The organism is Methylobacterium sp. GC_Met_3, from assembly GCF_026540775.1.
Lineage (GTDB): Bacteria > Pseudomonadota > Alphaproteobacteria > Rhizobiales > Beijerinckiaceae > Methylobacterium.
On record NZ_JALNUL010000006.1, the window covers coordinates 12,865 to 27,744 of the forward strand.

14 protein-coding genes are annotated in these 14,880 nt (G+C 70.4%); 11 read left to right on the forward strand and 3 right to left on the reverse strand.

Features of this window, described 5'->3' with window-relative positions:
• Window positions 1–60 precede the first annotated feature (60 nt).
• The 5 genes from OXS27_RS10400 to OXS27_RS10420 all read left to right on the forward strand — a co-directional run bounded on the left by OXS27_RS10400 (window position 61) and on the right by OXS27_RS10420 (window position 4,324).
• On the forward strand, window positions 61–822 hold the full coding sequence (locus OXS27_RS10400) for a 5-oxoprolinase subunit PxpA (protein WP_267356032.1): 762 nt from the start codon (window positions 61–63) through the stop codon (window positions 820–822).
• A complete protein-coding gene (locus tag OXS27_RS10405; RefSeq protein ID WP_267356034.1) occupies window positions 819–1,556 on the forward strand; it encodes an allophanate hydrolase subunit 1 in 738 nt (245 codons plus the stop codon). The genes OXS27_RS10400 and OXS27_RS10405 overlap by 4 nt, the downstream gene beginning before the upstream one ends.
• Window positions 1,553–2,569 carry a biotin-dependent carboxyltransferase family protein gene (locus tag OXS27_RS10410; RefSeq protein ID WP_267356036.1) on the forward strand — a complete coding sequence of 339 codons (1,017 nt, stop codon included), beginning with the start codon at window positions 1,553–1,555 and terminating at the stop codon, window positions 2,567–2,569. Before OXS27_RS10405 ends, OXS27_RS10410 begins: the two co-directional genes overlap by 4 nt.
• Window positions 2,570–2,632: 63 nt before the next feature.
• Entirely contained in the window at window positions 2,633–3,421 is a 789-nt protein-coding gene (locus OXS27_RS10415) for an aldolase (RefSeq protein ID WP_267356038.1), read from the forward strand.
• A gap of 279 nt (window positions 3,422–3,700) precedes the next feature.
• Entirely contained in the window at window positions 3,701–4,324 is a 624-nt protein-coding gene (locus tag OXS27_RS10420) for a ribonuclease HII (protein WP_267356331.1), read from the forward strand.
• Window positions 4,325–4,409: 85 nt separating this feature from the next.
• Here OXS27_RS10420 and OXS27_RS10425 read toward each other — a convergent pair whose 3' ends face one another.
• Window positions 4,410–5,537 carry a PA0069 family radical SAM protein gene (locus OXS27_RS10425; protein WP_267356040.1) on the reverse strand — a complete coding sequence of 376 codons (1,128 nt, stop codon included), beginning with the start codon at window positions 5,535–5,537 and terminating at the stop codon, window positions 4,410–4,412.
• Between the two features lie 150 nt (window positions 5,538–5,687).
• Between OXS27_RS10425 and OXS27_RS10430 the strand changes: the two genes are divergently transcribed.
• Entirely contained in the window at window positions 5,688–6,218 is a 531-nt protein-coding gene (locus tag OXS27_RS10430; RefSeq protein ID WP_267356041.1) for a hypothetical protein, read from the forward strand.
• A 135-nt stretch (window positions 6,219–6,353) separates the two neighbouring features.
• Window positions 6,354–7,802 carry an amino acid permease gene (locus OXS27_RS10435; RefSeq protein WP_243921839.1) on the forward strand — a complete coding sequence of 483 codons (1,449 nt, stop codon included), beginning with the start codon at window positions 6,354–6,356 and terminating at the stop codon, window positions 7,800–7,802.
• A 97-nt stretch (window positions 7,803–7,899) separates the two neighbouring features.
• On the opposite strand, the gene moaB is transcribed toward OXS27_RS10435, so the two are convergent.
• On the reverse strand, window positions 7,900–8,457 hold the full coding sequence (moaB, locus tag OXS27_RS10440; protein ID WP_267356043.1) for a molybdenum cofactor biosynthesis protein B: 558 nt from the start codon (window positions 8,455–8,457) through the stop codon (window positions 7,900–7,902).
• 136 nt (window positions 8,458–8,593) lie between these two features.
• Between moaB and maiA the strand changes: the two genes are divergently transcribed.
• Both maiA and OXS27_RS10450 read left to right on the forward strand, forming a co-directional pair.
• Window positions 8,594–9,241 carry a maleylacetoacetate isomerase gene (gene maiA / locus OXS27_RS10445; protein ID WP_243921835.1) on the forward strand — a complete coding sequence of 216 codons (648 nt, stop codon included), beginning with the start codon at window positions 8,594–8,596 and terminating at the stop codon, window positions 9,239–9,241.
• Window positions 9,242–9,388: 147 nt separating this feature from the next.
• Complete coding sequence (locus OXS27_RS10450; protein ID WP_243921833.1) at window positions 9,389–10,720, forward strand: NAD(P)/FAD-dependent oxidoreductase; 1,332 nt, start codon at window positions 9,389–9,391, stop codon at window positions 10,718–10,720.
• 403 nt (window positions 10,721–11,123) lie between these two features.
• Here the strand turns inward: OXS27_RS10450 and dctP are convergent, their stop codons facing one another.
• Window positions 11,124–12,254, reverse strand: a complete 1,131-nt coding sequence (gene dctP, locus OXS27_RS10455; protein WP_267356332.1) for a TRAP transporter substrate-binding protein DctP — start codon at window positions 12,252–12,254, stop codon at window positions 11,124–11,126.
• 142 nt (window positions 12,255–12,396) lie between these two features.
• Between dctP and OXS27_RS10460 the strand changes: the two genes are divergently transcribed.
• Window positions 12,397–12,963 carry a protein-tyrosine-phosphatase gene (locus OXS27_RS10460; RefSeq protein ID WP_267356046.1) on the forward strand — a complete coding sequence of 189 codons (567 nt, stop codon included), beginning with the start codon at window positions 12,397–12,399 and terminating at the stop codon, window positions 12,961–12,963.
• A gap of 189 nt (window positions 12,964–13,152) precedes the next feature.
• Entirely contained in the window at window positions 13,153–14,475 is a 1,323-nt protein-coding gene (locus tag OXS27_RS10465) for a PLP-dependent transferase (protein WP_267356048.1), read from the forward strand.
• The last annotated feature ends 405 nt before the right edge of the window (window positions 14,476–14,880 follow it).

Consider the following 14,880-nt stretch of genomic DNA (forward strand, 5'->3'; position numbering starts at 1 on the left):
CCGGAGGCGCGAGTCGGATAATCTCCGGCGGCGCGATGGCGTCGCGAAGGAGCCGATCCGTTGACGCGCGTGGACCTGAATTCCGATCTCGGCGAGGGCTACGGCGCCTATACCTGCGGCGACGACGCGGCGATCCTGGACATCGTGACCTCCGCCAACGTCGCCTGCGGCCTGCACGCGGGGGATCCCGAGATCATGGCGACGACCTTCGCCCTGGCGAAGGCGCGCGGCGTCGCGGTGGGGGCCCATCCGGGTTTTCCGGACCTGTGGGGCTTCGGGCGCCGCCGGATCCCGTTCAGCCCGGGTGAGATCGAGCGGCTGGTGGCCTATCAGGTCGGCGCCGCGCAGGCGCTCGCCACCTATGCGGGCCACCGCCTCACCTACGTGAAGACCCACGGGGCGCTGGGCAACATCGCGGCCGAGGACCAGTCCGTCGCCGATGCCGTGGCGCGCGCCGTCAAGGCGGTCGATCCCGGGCTGGCGCTGCTGGCCATCGCGCTGAGCGCCCAGGTGCGGGCCGGCGAGGCGGCGGGCCTCGAAGTCCATCAGGAAATCTTCGCCGACCGTGGTTACACCGAGGCGGGGCTGCTGATCCCCCGCAGCGAACCGGGCGCCTTCGTCACCGATCCGGCCGAGGCGGCGGACAGGATCCTGCGCATGGTCCAGGGCGCGTTCATCCTGACCGCATCGGGCCGGGAATTGCCGACCCCGATCCGCTCGATCTGCGTGCACGGCGACTCGGCCCACGCGGTCGCCACCGCCCGGGCGGTCCGGGATCGGCTGGAGGCCGCGGGGGTGACGCTGGCACCGTTCCGGCCGTGAGCGCGGTCCCCGACGAGCCCCGGCTCCTCGATGCGGGCGAGGCCGCACTGGTGGTCGAGTTCGGCAGCACGGTCGATCCCGCGATCAGCGACCGGGTTCTGGCGCTGGACGACGCCCTTGGCGCCGATCCGCCCGAAGGCCTGCGCGAGCGCGTGCCGACCTACCGGTCGCTGATGCTGCACTACGATCCGCTGGTGCTCGATCGCGCGGCGCTCGTCGAACGGGTCCGGGCCCTCGCAGCCGGGACGACCGAACGCACGACCAACACCACCCTGTGGACGCTGCCCTGCTGCTACGCGGCCCCGCACGGCGAGGACATCAGCCAGGTCGCCGAACGCACCGGCCTCTCGCCCGACGCAGTGGTGGCGACCCATGCGGGGGCGACCTACCGGGTCTACATGTACGGCTTCGCCCCGGGCTTCGCCTATCTCGGCGGTTTGCCGGAGGTTCTGGCCGTGCCCCGCCGGGCGAGCCCGCGCCCGCCCCACCCGGCCAACGCCGTGGTGATCGGCGGCGGCCTCGCGGCGGTCGCCACCGTCCCGATGCCGACCGGCTGGTACGTGATCGGCACCACCCCGGCCCGGCTCTACGCGCCGGAGCGTGATCCGAGCTTCTTCGTCGGCGCCGGCGATCTGATCCGCTTCGAGCTGGTGGACGCCGCCACCTTCGACGCGCTGTCGGCCCGGGAAGCCGCCGGCGAGCCGGTGGCCCGCCGCTGGGAGTCGCGGACATGACGGCGCTCGTCATCGAGGCTGCCGGGCCCGGGATCACGCTGCAGGATGGCGGCCGGCACGGCTACCTGCGCTACGGCATCACGGCCGCGGGGCCGATGGACCCGCTGATGCAGGCCACCGCCAACCGGGCGGCCGGCAATCCCCTGGACGCCACAGCCATCGAGATCTCCACAGGCGGCGTCACGCTCTCCGCAGAGGGCGGTGCGATCGGGCTCGCGCTGGTCGCGCCAGGCTTCCGGGTCGCTCTGGACGGCGCGGCGCTGCCCGATCGCGTGGCGCTGACGCTGGAGCCCGGCCGGACGCTCGTCGTGCGGGCCGGCGAGGCGGGCGCCTGGGGCTATCTGGCGGTGAGCGGCCGCATCGCGGTGGCGCCGGTGCTCGGCTCCACCGCGACCCACACCCGCTCGGGCCTCGGCGGCCTCGACGGGCGCGGACTCTCCGCCGGCGACCGCCTGCCGGTGGACGAGGCTCGATCCGGCGACGGCGCCCCGCACCGCCTCGTCACGCCGTGGCTGGACCGGGCCCCACGGGTGATCCGGGTGGTCCTCGGGCCGCAGGACGATTATTTCGCCGCAGATCAGATCGCGGCCTTCCTGACCGGGCCGTGGACGATCTCGCCCCGGGGCGACCGCATGGCCTGCTTCCTCGACGGCACGCCCCTGACGCACGCCAAGGGCCACGACATCGTCTCCGACGGGGTCGCCATGGGGGCGATCCAGGTGCCCGGCAACGGGTTGCCGATCGTGCTGATGGCCGACCGGCAATCCACCGGCGGCTATCCGAAGATCGCGACGGTCATCGGCCCCGATCTCGGCCGCCTCGCCCAGGCGCGCGGCGGGGCGCGGATCGCCTTCCGGCAGGTCACGGTGGCCGAGGCGGTGGCAGAGCGCCGGGCCGAGGGCGATGTCTTGCGCAAGCCGGTGGCACGGGAGCCGGTGGTGCGAACGGATTTCGCCTCGGATTTCCTGCTCGGTCTCAACCTCGTCGGCGGCGTTGCCGATGGTCGCGCCTGACGATGCGACGCGCTATGGGCGGAGCGGCCCCGGCCGGGGCCACAACGAGAAAGGCCCCCACGTATGGCTCACGCGGTCACCGCCTCGGGCACACCGCCCGCGCGCAGCAACGAGCCGCTCAACGCGGACAGCGTCCGGAAAGCCCGGATCGACCTCGCCGCCTGCCTGCGCTGGGCCGCGCGCAGCGGGCTTGAAGAAGGCATCTGCAACCATTTCTCGGCCGTCCTGCCGGAGCGGCCCGACCTGTTCCTGGTCAATCCCTACGGCCTCGCCTTCGCGGAGGTGACCGCGTCGAGCCTGCTGCTCTGCGACTTCCACGGCAACGTCGTGGAGGGTGACGGTCAGCCGGAGGCTACGGCCTTCCACATCCATGCAGAGTTGCACCGGCTCAAGCCCCGCGCCCGCGCCGCCTTCCACACCCACATGCCCTACGCCACCGCGCTCGCCATGCTGGAGGGGCAGCCTTTGGCCTGGGCCGGCCAGACAGCCCTGCGCTTCTACGGCCGCATCGCGGTGGACGAGGATTACAACGGGTTGGCGCTGGATTCCCAGGAAGGCCAGCGGATCGCCGCCAGCGCCGGGGAGGCCGATGTGGTCTTCCTGAAGAACCACGGCGTGATGGTGCTCGGCGAGACCATCGCGGAGGCCTGGGACGACCTCTACTATCTGGAACGGGCCGCGCAGGCGCAGGTGCTCGCCCTCAGCACGGGGCGGTCGCTGAAGACCGTGCCCGAAGCGATCGTGCAGCGCGTCGCGGCCCAGGAAGCCGCTGGACGCGCCGAGAGCGCGCGGCTGCATCTGGAGAGCGTCAAGCGGGTGCTCGCGCGGGACGAGCCGGCCTTCCTGGCGTGATTCGTTCAAGCGCCGGATCGTCTGCACGAACCGGGACGCACTGTCCTCCCCTGGCGACCTCGGGCTTGCCCGGGATCGCTCGCGCTTGTTGGGAGGAGTGGGAGATTGGGGTGTTGCCGGAGGCACCTGTGCGCTTGATCCTCCTCCCTGGTCTCATCCCAGAAGGGCAAGTGAAAGCGGTTCCCATTCAATACGTCGGGCTACGGATCGTGCCTGTTGCAGGCAGCCCAAACACCGTAAAAAGGGCTGGGTCGGAGATCTTTTGAAACCGTGACGCTCGTGATCCCACGGAAGAGGGCGATAGCGCGTCCGTTCGATCCGTCCCGCGCCGCCGCCTATCCGGTGGCGATCGGCTGTGACGAGGTCGGGCGCGGGGCGTTGTGCGGCCCGGTCGTGGTGGCGGCGGTCTGGTTCGATCCGGCGGCGCTCGCACCCGACTTGCTCGCCGCACTGGACGATAGCAAGCGCCTGCTCGAGCCCGAGCGGGAACGGCTCGCGCCCTTGATCCGCGCGCACGCCCGCGTCGCCGTTTCAGCTGGCTCCCGAGCGCTCATCGATCGCATCAACATCCGCGCCGCGACCCTCGACGCCATGGCGCGGGCGGTGGGCCGCCTGGGGATCGCGGCACCCGTCTTGGTCGACGGCCGGGACGCGCTGCCCGGATTGCCCAGCCGGGCGGTGGTCGGCGGGGACCAGCTGGTGCCACAGATCGCCGCCGCCTCGATCGTCGCGAAGGTATTTCGCGATACGCTGATGCGGCGCCTCGCCCAGCGCCACCCCGGCTACGGTTGGGAGCGCAACGTCGGTTACGGCACCGCAATCCACCGCGCTGGCCTGACCAGCCTCGGCCGGAGCCCGCACCACCGGCTGAGCTTCACCCGCGGGTTCGATACGGCGCCCTGACAGCCGTCCCAGGGCTCTGCCCTGGACCCGCGAAAGGTCCCGACCTTTCGAAACCGGGATGTCTCCGAACGACTCGAACCGGCGCTTAAAACAGATCCAACTGTGCCCCCGGCTTGCGAAAGACATCCCGGTTCAGCGCCATCCGGCCGAAGCCGTAGCCGAGCCGGGTCCCTGCGAGCCGGACGCGCTGGCCGATCATCGCCGCGTAGGCCCCCTCCCCGCGGAAGCGATGGCCGAACCGGGGATCGTTCTCGCGGCCGCCCCGGGCCTGCCGCAGCAGGGCGAAGGCGCGGGCCTGCCGCTCCGGATAGTGCTCGGCGAACCAGTCGGCCATCAGGTCGGCGACCTCGCCGGGAAGCCGCAGAAGGGCATGGCCGATCCGGCTCGCGCCGTGCTCCCGGGCGCGGGCGAGGATGGACTCGATCTCGTGGTCGGTCAGCCCCGGGATGATCGGGGAGACGTTGACCATCACGGGCACCCCCGCTTCGCTCAGGCGCGCCATCGCGGCGAGACGCTTCTCGGGCCGGGGCGCCCGGGGATCGAGCCGCCGGGCGAGGGCCGGATCGAGGGTCGGCAGCGAGATTGCCACGAGGGCGAGGTTGTCGGCCGCCATCTCGGCCAGGAGGTCGAGATCGCGCAGGATGAGGTCGGCTTTCGTGGTGATGCCGACCGGATGCCGCGCGTCCCGCAGAACCTCCAGCACCGCCCGGGTGATGCGGTGGGTCCGCTCGGCCGGCTGGTAGGGATCGGTGGCCGTGCCCAGCGCGATCGTGTCCGGGCTGTATCCCGGGGCCGCGAGTTCGCGCAGGAGCAGCCGGGCGGCGTCCGGCTTGGCGAAGATCCGCGATTCGAAATCGAGCCCCGGCGACAGACCCAGGAAGGCATGGGTCGGCCGCGCATAGCAGTAGATGCAGCCGTGCTCGCAGCCACGATACGGATTAATCGAGCGATCAAAGGGTATGTCGGGCGAGGTGTTGCGGGCGATGATCCGGGTGGATCGTTCCGGCGTCACCTGCGTACGCAGGGGAGCGGGATCGTCGGCCATCCAGTCGGGGTCGTGAAACACCTCTCGCTGGGCCGCTTCGAAACGGCCGGTGGGGTTGGACGTGGACCCGCGCCCGCGCCGCCCGGCCTCGGGGGGCGTGCTGTCGGCGAGCCGCCGCGCACCCGCTGATCGCGACCCGTCCCGCGAACCCAAGACGTTGCCCGCCATGATGACGCCCTCTGTTTCACGTGAAACATATAGCGAACATCGGGTCGAAGAACGCCTGTTTTTCGGGCAACCCTCACATCTGAGCGTCTCTCGGTAACACCCCCACCTTCCTGCGGCGCAGGAATGGTTTACGGCAGCGCAAAATCGTCTATGCGCGCGCTCATGCTCTCTGCGGTGACCTACTTGGCCGACCCGGCCCATCCGGACGCGATCGATCGCTTGGCCGACACGCTCGGCGTGCTCGTCTCCGGCGTCGCCGGTGGGCTGATTGGCGATGCGGTGATCGTGGCGCGCCGCGCGAGCGACGCGGTAGCAGCCGTCGCCGAGGCGACCGGCGCGGTCTTGGTCGTCCACGCGGGCGACAGCCCCTACACGGCGGGCGCCGCATTGGCGCGCCGGGACTGGATCCTGTGCCTCGAGGCCGGGGATGTCCCCGCCGAAGGCTGGATCCGTACCCTCGACCGCTTCGTCGGCACCGCCCGGCCGGAGACCGGCCTCGGCCGCCTGCACCGTCCGGCCGCCGGCTGGCATGCGCGCTTGGTCGGCCGGGCCGAGATCCTGACGGGCGCCCGCCGGGCCAGGGCGGGCGACGTGGTCCGGCGCGAGGCGCTGCGGAGCGGACCGGTCTTCACCGCGCGCCTCAAGGTTCGGCCGCTGATTGCCCGTATCGATCGGGCATAAGCGGGAGGATATTGCGAACCGCCACGTTGTTGTCGGTTGATCCGCCTCTACAATTCTCAGTCAATGGCAAAGGATTTGCGGCCTCCCCGGTGAGGGCGGGGCCGCCTGCCCGCTGCGCCCTGGGAGGATGTTGCGATGGATGCGTCGGGCCTGATGGGGCGGAAATCCGTCGACGACATCATCGAGAGCGGCGAGGGCGAGCAGCAACTCTCGAAGTCGCTCGGCGCGCTGTCGATCACCGCGATGGGCATCGGCGCCATCATCGGCGCCGGCATCTTCGTGCTGACCGGCACGGCCGCCGCACAATATGCCGGGCCGGGGATCATGCTGTCCTTCGTGCTCGGCGGCATCGCCTGCGCGTTCGTCGGCCTGTGCTACTCCGAGATGGCGGCGCTGATCCCGGTGGCGGGGTCGAGCTACACCTACACCTACGCGACGCTGGGCGAGTTCTTCGCGTGGCTGATCGGCTGGGACCTCATCCTGGAATACGCCATGGGGGCGGCCACCGTGGCGGTGGGCTGGTCGGGCTACGTCACGAGCATCCTGAAGGATGTCGGGATCGTGATCCCGGCGCAATTCGCCCACGCGCCGGGCACGCCGATCGACGGCGGCGGCACCGCCCTGTTCAACCTGCCGGCCGTGCTGATCGTGGCGCTGATCACACTTCTCCTGATGCGCGGCACCAAGGAATCCGCACGCTTCAACAACGTCATGGTCGCGGTGAAGCTGACCGTCGTGGTGGCCTTCATCGCGCTGGGCTGGGGCCATGTCGACACGGCGCACTGGACGCCGCTGATCCCGGAGAACGACGGCACCTTCGGGCATTACGGCTACAGCGGCATCCTGCGCGGCGCGGGCGTGGTGTTCTTCGCCTTCATCGGCTTCGACGCCGTCTCGACCGCCGCCCAAGAGGCGCGCAAGCCCCAGAAGGACATGCCGATCGGCATCCTGGGCTCGCTCGCCGTCTGCACCATCCTGTACGTCCTGGTGGCGGCCGTGCTCACCGGGTTGGTTCCCTACAAGGATCTGAACGTCCCCGACCCGATCGCGAAGGGCGTCGACGTGATCGGCATCGGCTGGTTCGCCATCCTGATCAAGCTCGGGGCGCTGACCGGCCTGACCACCGTGATCCTCGTGCTGCTCTACGGCCAGAGCCGGATCTTCTTCACCATGGCGCAGGACGGCCTGCTGCCGAAAATGTTCGCCCACGTCCACCCGACCTACCAGACGCCCTATCGCAGCCAGGCGCTGATCGGCGCTGCGGTCGCCGTGGTGGCGGCTTTGGTTCCGATCAACATCCTGGGCGAAATGGTGAGCATCGGGACACTCGCCGCCTTCATCCTGGTGTGCGGCTCGGTGATCTACCTACGGCGGACCAACCGGCACATGGAGCGCCCGTTTCGGGCCCCGGCCGTGCCGATGGTGCCGATCCTCGGCATCCTGTTCTGCCTGCTGCTCATGGCCGGCCTGCCGCTCGACACGTGGCTCCGGTTGGTGATCTGGATGGCGATCGGGCTCGTCGTCTACTTCTTCTATGGGCGCAAGCATTCGGTCCTGCGCCGCAAGGAGGGGAACGCGGCGTAACGCCGTTGGTGGATGGGATTCCCGGCCGAATAGATCGCAGAAGGGATAGCGAGTCCCCCTTCCCCCCTCCGCGGGGGAAGGAAGGTGTTGCGCCTTCTCACACCGTGATGCTGGCCCCCCGCCGCAGATGCTCATCGAGCCGCGGCATGATCTCCACGAAGTTGCAGGGGCGGTGGCGGTAGTCGAGCTGCTGTGCCAGGATCCCGTCCCAGGCGTCCCGGCAGGCACCGGGGGAGCCCGGCAGCACGAACACGTAGGTCGCCCGCGCGACCCCGGCGGTGGCCCGCGATTGCAGGGTCGAGGTGCCGATCTTGTCGTAGGAGATGCGGTGGAAGACGGCGGAAAAGCCGTCCATGCGCTTCTCGAACAGCGGCTCCAGCGCCTCCGGGGTCACGTCGCGCCCGGTGAAGCCCGTGCCGCCCGTGGTCAGCACCACGTCGATCCCCGGATCGCGCAGCCATGCCTCAACCTGGGCCCGGATCGCCGGGACCTCGTCCGGCACGATGGACCGGGCCGCGAGGCGGTGGCCCGCCTCCGTCAGGCGCTCGACCAGCGTGTCGCCGGAGCGGTCGTCCTCCGGGCGGCGGGTGTCCGATACGGTCAACACCGCGATCGACAAGGGGATGAAGGCGCGCGGGGCGGGCTGGTCGGCCATGGATCGGGTCTCCGGGACAGGCGACCGATATGGGACCGCCGCTTCGGCTTGTCGCCCCCAGGCGGTCGCACGCGCCCCCTTGCGGCGGAACGCAAACTCGGTTGTGCTCTGCCGATCCTCCGGAGATCCTGACCCGATGCACATGTACGGCAACTGGCGCTCGGCCGCCGCCTTCCGGGTGCGGATCGCCCTCAAGCTCAAGGGCATCGCCTACGAGGAGACCTTCATCGACCTCGATGCGGGCGACCAGCACAAGCCGGAATTCCGGGCGATCAACCCGCAGGGCGCGGTGCCGGCCTTGTTCGACGGGGACGGGCCGCCGCTTACCCAGTCCCTCGCGATCCTCGATTATCTGGAGGAGACGCAAGGCGGCGTGCGCCTGCTGCCTGAAGAGCCCCGGGCGCGGGCGCGGGCGCGCTCGCTGGCGCAGGTCGTCGCCTGCGACACGCACCCCCTCTACGTGCCGCGGGTCCGCACCTTCCTGATGGAGCATTACGACCTGCCGCGGGAGCGGATGCTCGACTTCCTGCGCAACGCCTTCGAGACCGGCCTGCGGACCCTGGAGACACGCCTCGCCAACGAGCCCGGGACCGGCCGGTTCTGCCAGGGCGACGCGGTGAGCCACGCCGATCTCTGTCTCGTGAGCCTCTGGGTCGGGACCGGCATCTTCGGCGTGGACACGGCGGCCTATCCGACGGTCGGGCGGATCGCTGCGGCATGCCTCGCCGTGCCGGCGGTGGCCGAGGCCCATCCCCTGCGTCAGCCCGGCGCTCCGCAGGCGTGACCCGAAACGCGCATCGCCGGCGCGCGTGGCTTCGTCACGCGTGGCTTCGTTGCGCGTGATCTTGGCGGGCAGATGTGGCAATCGGACACTTGGCACGTGTAAGCAGGCCGGCGTCTTAATCCCGGTACGGGAGCGGAAAGAGTGTCGATGGCATCCGTCGAGAACGAGTCAGGTTTGCATCGCGTCGTGGTGGTGGGCGGCGGCGCCGCCGGCCTCCAGCTGGTGACGAAGCTCGGCGACAAGCTCGGGCGGGGCAAGCGCGCCCACATCACGCTGGTGGACCGCGCCCGCACGCATATCTGGAAGCCGCTGCTCCACGAGGTCGCGGCCGGCAGCCTCGACGTCGGCCACCACGCGGTCGATTACCTGCACCACGCCCACATGCACGGCTTCCGCTACCGGATCGGGCGCATGACCGGGCTCGACCGGGAAGCCCGCACGATCCAGCTCGCGGCGAGCCACGACGCCGAGGGCCGCGAGGTCACGCCCGAGCGCACGGTTCCCTACGACACGCTGGTGATGGCGGTGGGCTCCACCATCAACGATTTCGGCACGCCGGGCGTCGCCGAGCACGCCATCGCGCTCGACACCCAGGACCAGGCGGTGCGCTTCCACCAGCGCCTCGTCAACGCGTCCCTGCGGGCCCACACCCAGGCCGGCCCCGTCCGGCCCGGGCAGCTCCACGTGACGGTGATCGGCGCGGGCGCGACCGGCACCGAGCTCGCCGCCGAGCTGCACCGGACCCTGCGCCACGTGGTCGCCACGGGCCTCGACAAGATCGACCCCGGCAAGGACATCCGCATCACCCTGGTGGAGGCGGCCGACCGGATCCTGCCGGCCGTTCCACAACGCCTCTCGGTCGAGGTGATGCAGCTCCTCAACAAGATCGGCGTCGATGTCCGCGTGAAGGCGCGCGTGACCGAGGTGCGCGCGGATGGTGTGCAGCTGGCCGACGGCACCTTCATCCCCTCGGAGCTGGTGGTCTGGGCGGCGGGCGTGAAGGCGCCGCCGTTCCTTCAGGGCATCGGCGGCCTGGAGACGACACGCACCAATCAGCTCGTGGTGGCCCCGACCCTGCAGACGACGCGGGACCCCGACATCTTTGCGATGGGCGACTGTGCCTATCTGGTCGAGGCGGGCTCCGACACGCCGGTGCCGCCGCGCGCGCAGGCGGCCCACCAACAGGCGAGCCACCTTGTCGGCCAGATCCGGGCCAAGATCGACGGCAAGCCGCTGAAGCCCTTTAAATACAAGGACTTCGGCTCGCTGGTGTCGCTCGGCGAGTACTCGACCGTCGGCAGCCTGATGGGGTTCGTGCGCGGCAAGAACATGCTGATCGCCGGACTGTTCGCCCGAATGATGTACCGCTCGCTCTACAAGATGCACGAGCAGGCGCTCCACGGCACCGCCAAGACGGTCCTCGACACCCTGGCGCGCGCCCTCACCCGCCGCACTGAGCCGCGGGTGAAGCTGCATTAGCAGCGATCATCCGATCAGGGTTTCGAACGATCCGGGACCAGCCTTTTCGAGGTGTTTGGGGGAATCACTTTGACACTGACTAGGCGCCCTCTCCTCCCCCTTGTGGGGAGGAGTTGGAGGTGGGGGTAGTGCAGAAGGCACCGGAACGCTCGATCCTGAACCGCCCCACCCCTGGGCCCTCCCCACAAGGGTGAGGGGAAAAGGCGTTGATTTCAAAACGTTAGAGCTAAGGATTGTGATCCTTGCAGCCAGTCCGAAGACCTTGAAAGGGCTCGGTCCGCGACCTTTCGCGGGTACACAACGCCAGCTTTGCGAGATTCCCGGGGCGCTGGTCCGAAACCCCGCCAAAGGGATGATCCCTTCGGAATCCCCGGCGATTCATGAACACGGCCCGTAACAGCTTCTACCCCCGCGCGCGGGCCCGGATCATGAAGTTGTCGTAGGTGTACTCCGCGACCTGGAACCAGAGATACTCCTCGTTCCGGAAGGTGCGCATCGCCTCGTAGACCCGTCGGAAATCCGCGTTCTTGGCGGCGAGCTCGCCATAGACGTCGTTGGCGTTCTTGAGGGCGGCTTCCATCACATCCTGCGGGAACGGCCGTAGTAGCGCGCCGCCGGCGACCAGCCGGCGCAGGGCCTGGGGGTTGCGCGCGTCGTACTTGGCCTGGACCTCGGTGCCGACCTGGGCTGCGGCGGCCCGCAGGATCGCCTGATAGGATTTCGGCAGCGCCTTCCACGCCTCGGCGTTGAACCAGAAGTGCAGCATCGCGCCGCCCTCCCAGAAGCCGGGATAATGATAGACCGGCGCGACCTTCTGCAGGCCGAGGCGCTCGTCGTCGTAGGGGCCGATCCACTCGGCGGCGTCGATCTTCTTCGCCTCCAGGGCCGCGTAGATTTCGGAACCCGGGATCGTCTGCGGCTGGACGCCGAACTTGGCGAGCACCTGCCCGCCCATGCCGTCGATCCGGAACTTGAGCCCCTGGAGATCGGCGAGGCTCTTGATCTCGCGCCGGAACCAGCCGCCCATCTGCGCGCCGGTGTTGCCCCCCGGCACGCAGACGAGACCGGCCTTCGCGAACACCTCGGCGAAGAGTTCGGCCGCGCCCCCCGCCAGCCACCAGGCGGAGGCCCCCCGGGCGTTGAGCCCGAACGGCACGGCGGTCGCCAGCGCGAAGGTCGGGTCCTTGGCCATGCCCAGCGTCGCCGGCCCGTGGCCCATCTCGACGGTGCCGGCCGCGACGGCATCCAAGAGGCCGTCGGCGGGAACCGGCTCGCCGGGGCCCTGGACCCGGATCTGGAAGCGGCCGTCCGTCGCCTCGGCGACGATCCGGCTGAGCGTCTCGGAGGCGCCGAACAGGATGTCGAGGGTCTTGGCGTAGGCCGAGGACAGGCGCCAGCGCAATTCCGGCGCGCCTTCGGCGAGCGCCGGAGCGGTGACCGGCCCGGCGACGGCCGCGCCCAGCCCGGCAGCCAGGAGGGTGCGCCGCGTTCCGGCCTTCGAGGGGTGCGCGATAAGCGTGTCGTCCAACGGGATCTCGTCCGAGCGTGTGATGTCCGTCCGGCGCGGAATTGCCGGCCGCAGCTAGCATGTCCGCGCCGGTTCTCGAAAGCCGTGGGCGGCGGCGGCAGTTCCGTCGCGGCTCGAATCGGGCGATCGACCGTGCTAGGCGGCCGGGATGGAAACCATGCCCTCCGTCACCCTGCATACAGTCTGCGGCCTGGAGGAGTTGGCCGGCCATGGGACGCGCGGCGTCAGCCACGTCCTGTCGCTCCTCGACCCCGGCACGCCGGAGCCCGAGGCCTTCGGGGCCTACGACGCCCACACCCGCACGACACTGCATTTCCACGACTGCCTCGGCCCCGGCGACGGGCTCGTGCCCCCCGAGCCCGAGGATGTCGCGGCGATCCTCGCGTTCGGGCGGCAGCTCGACGGGGCGGCGCATCTGCTGGTGCATTGCCATTACGGCCTGTCGCGCTCTACCGCGGCGCTGCTGATGCTGTTCGCGCAGGCCGAGCCCGGGACACCGGCCGACGCCCTGGTGGCGCGGCTGCACGCCCTGCGCGAGCCGGCCTGGCCCAACGCGCGGATGATCGGTTTCGCGGACGCGCAACTCGGCCGGGAGGGACGGCTCAGCGAGGCGGTCCGGCAGCTCCACGCCCTGCAGTTGCGGGTACGGCCGCACCTCGCCGAATTGCTACGCGGGCTGGGGCGCGGCGCGGAGGTGGACGCGGCGGAGGCGTGAGCAGACCGATTCGCACCGTCGGACCGGATCGGGAACCGGCATCTTCTCGCGGGCGCCTCGCGCAGGGATGACCCGCCCACCGGCGGCGGAAAATACGAATTCCGGTTTCATTGATTGTCGTTCGACCCCGCCGAAAAATCCCCTGCACCGGCGGCGCCTCCGAGGGCGCCCCGCAGGGAGACGTTCATCATGCCGAGCCAGGATCTGTCCCACGCGAGACCTGAAACGCTCGCGCTCCATGCCGGCTGGCGGGCCGACCCGACGAGCGGCTCCGTGGCGGTGCCGATCCACCAGACCACCTCGTACCAGTTCCGCGACACCGACCACGCCGAGAGCCTGTTCGCACTCAGGGAGCTCGGCAACATCTACACGCGCGTCACCAACCCGACGGTGGACGTGCTGGAGCAGCGCCTCGCGGCCCTCGAAGGCGGTGCGGCCGCGCTCGCCGTGGCCTCGGGTCAGGCGGCCTCGGCGCTCTCCGTGCAGAACCTCGCACGCGCCGGCGACAACATCGTCTCCTCGACCGACCTCTACGGCGGCACCTGGAACCTGTTCGCCAACACCCTGGCCGAGCAGGGCATTGAGGTCCGCTTCGTCGATCCGTCCGATCCGGCGGCCTTCGCCCGGGCGACCGACGACCGGACGCGGGCCTACTATGCCGAGACGCTGCCGAACCCGAAGCTCGCGGTCTTCCCGATCCGCGAGGTGGCGGAGATCGGCCGGCCGCTCGGCATCCCGCTGATCGTCGACAACACCGCGGCACCGCTGATCGCCCGTCCGTTCGATCACGGCGCCGCCGTGGTGGTCTACTCGACGACCAAGTACATCGCCGGCCACGGCATCGCCATCGGCGGAGCGATCATCGACGGCGGCACGTTCGACTGGGCTGCCCATCCCGAGCGCCAGCCCGCCCTGAACACGCCCGATGCGAGCTACCACGGCGCGATCTGGACGGAGGCCGCCCAGCCGATCGGGCCGATCGCCTACGTGCTGCGTGCCCGCGTGCCGCTCCTGCGCGACCTCGGGCCGGCCGTCTCGCCGCTCAACGCCTTCCTGACGCTCCAGGGCCTGGAAACCTTACCGCTGCGCATCGAGCGCCATAGCCGCAACGCCCAAGGCGTGGCGGAATGGCTGCAGGGCCGGCCCGAGGTCGTGCGGGTGATCCACCCCGCCCTCCAGAGCGGCCAGGCCCGCGATCGGGCCGACCGGGTCCTGACCGGCGGTTATGGCGGTCTGGTCGGGTTCGAGTTGGCGGCGGGCCGCGCGGCGGGGCGGCGGTTCATCGATGCCCTGCAGCTGGTCTACCACGTGGCCAATATCGGCGACGCGCGCAGCCTCGCGATCCACCCGGCGAGCACCACCCATTCCCAGCTCGGCCCGGAGGCGCTGCACGCCACGGGCGTCTCCGACGGCTATGTCCGCCTCTCCGTCGGCCTCGAGCATCTCGACGATATCCTGGCCGATCTCGACCAAGCGCTGGCGGCCGCCGGCGGCCTCGCCCGGGCGGCCTGACGATGCGGAGCCTTCTCCGGCGTCTCGCCGCCTGCTTGGCCGCGCCGCTTCCCGAGCCATCCGCATCCGATGCCGGGATGCCACCTTTCCCGATGATCGATGGCGGGGCGCTCGCCTGCCCGGACCTCGCCGCCTCCCTGGTGACCCTGGCCGTGTGCTCCCGGAGGACGGCCCGTGTCCGACCCGACTGACAGCGGCCGTGACGTCCATGACGCGGTGCTGAGCGCGAATGCCCGCTACGCCGCAGGCTTCGACACCGGCGGCCTCGCCCTTCCCCCTGCGAGGCGGGGCGCCCGACCGCCCGGGCGTCGATCCTCTAGGAGCTGCTCGACCCAGCCATTTCAAGAGGTTGGGTTCGCGTGCGCTTGCGATCCGGTTCCCGACGCGTCCTCGTAGAGCGCGCCC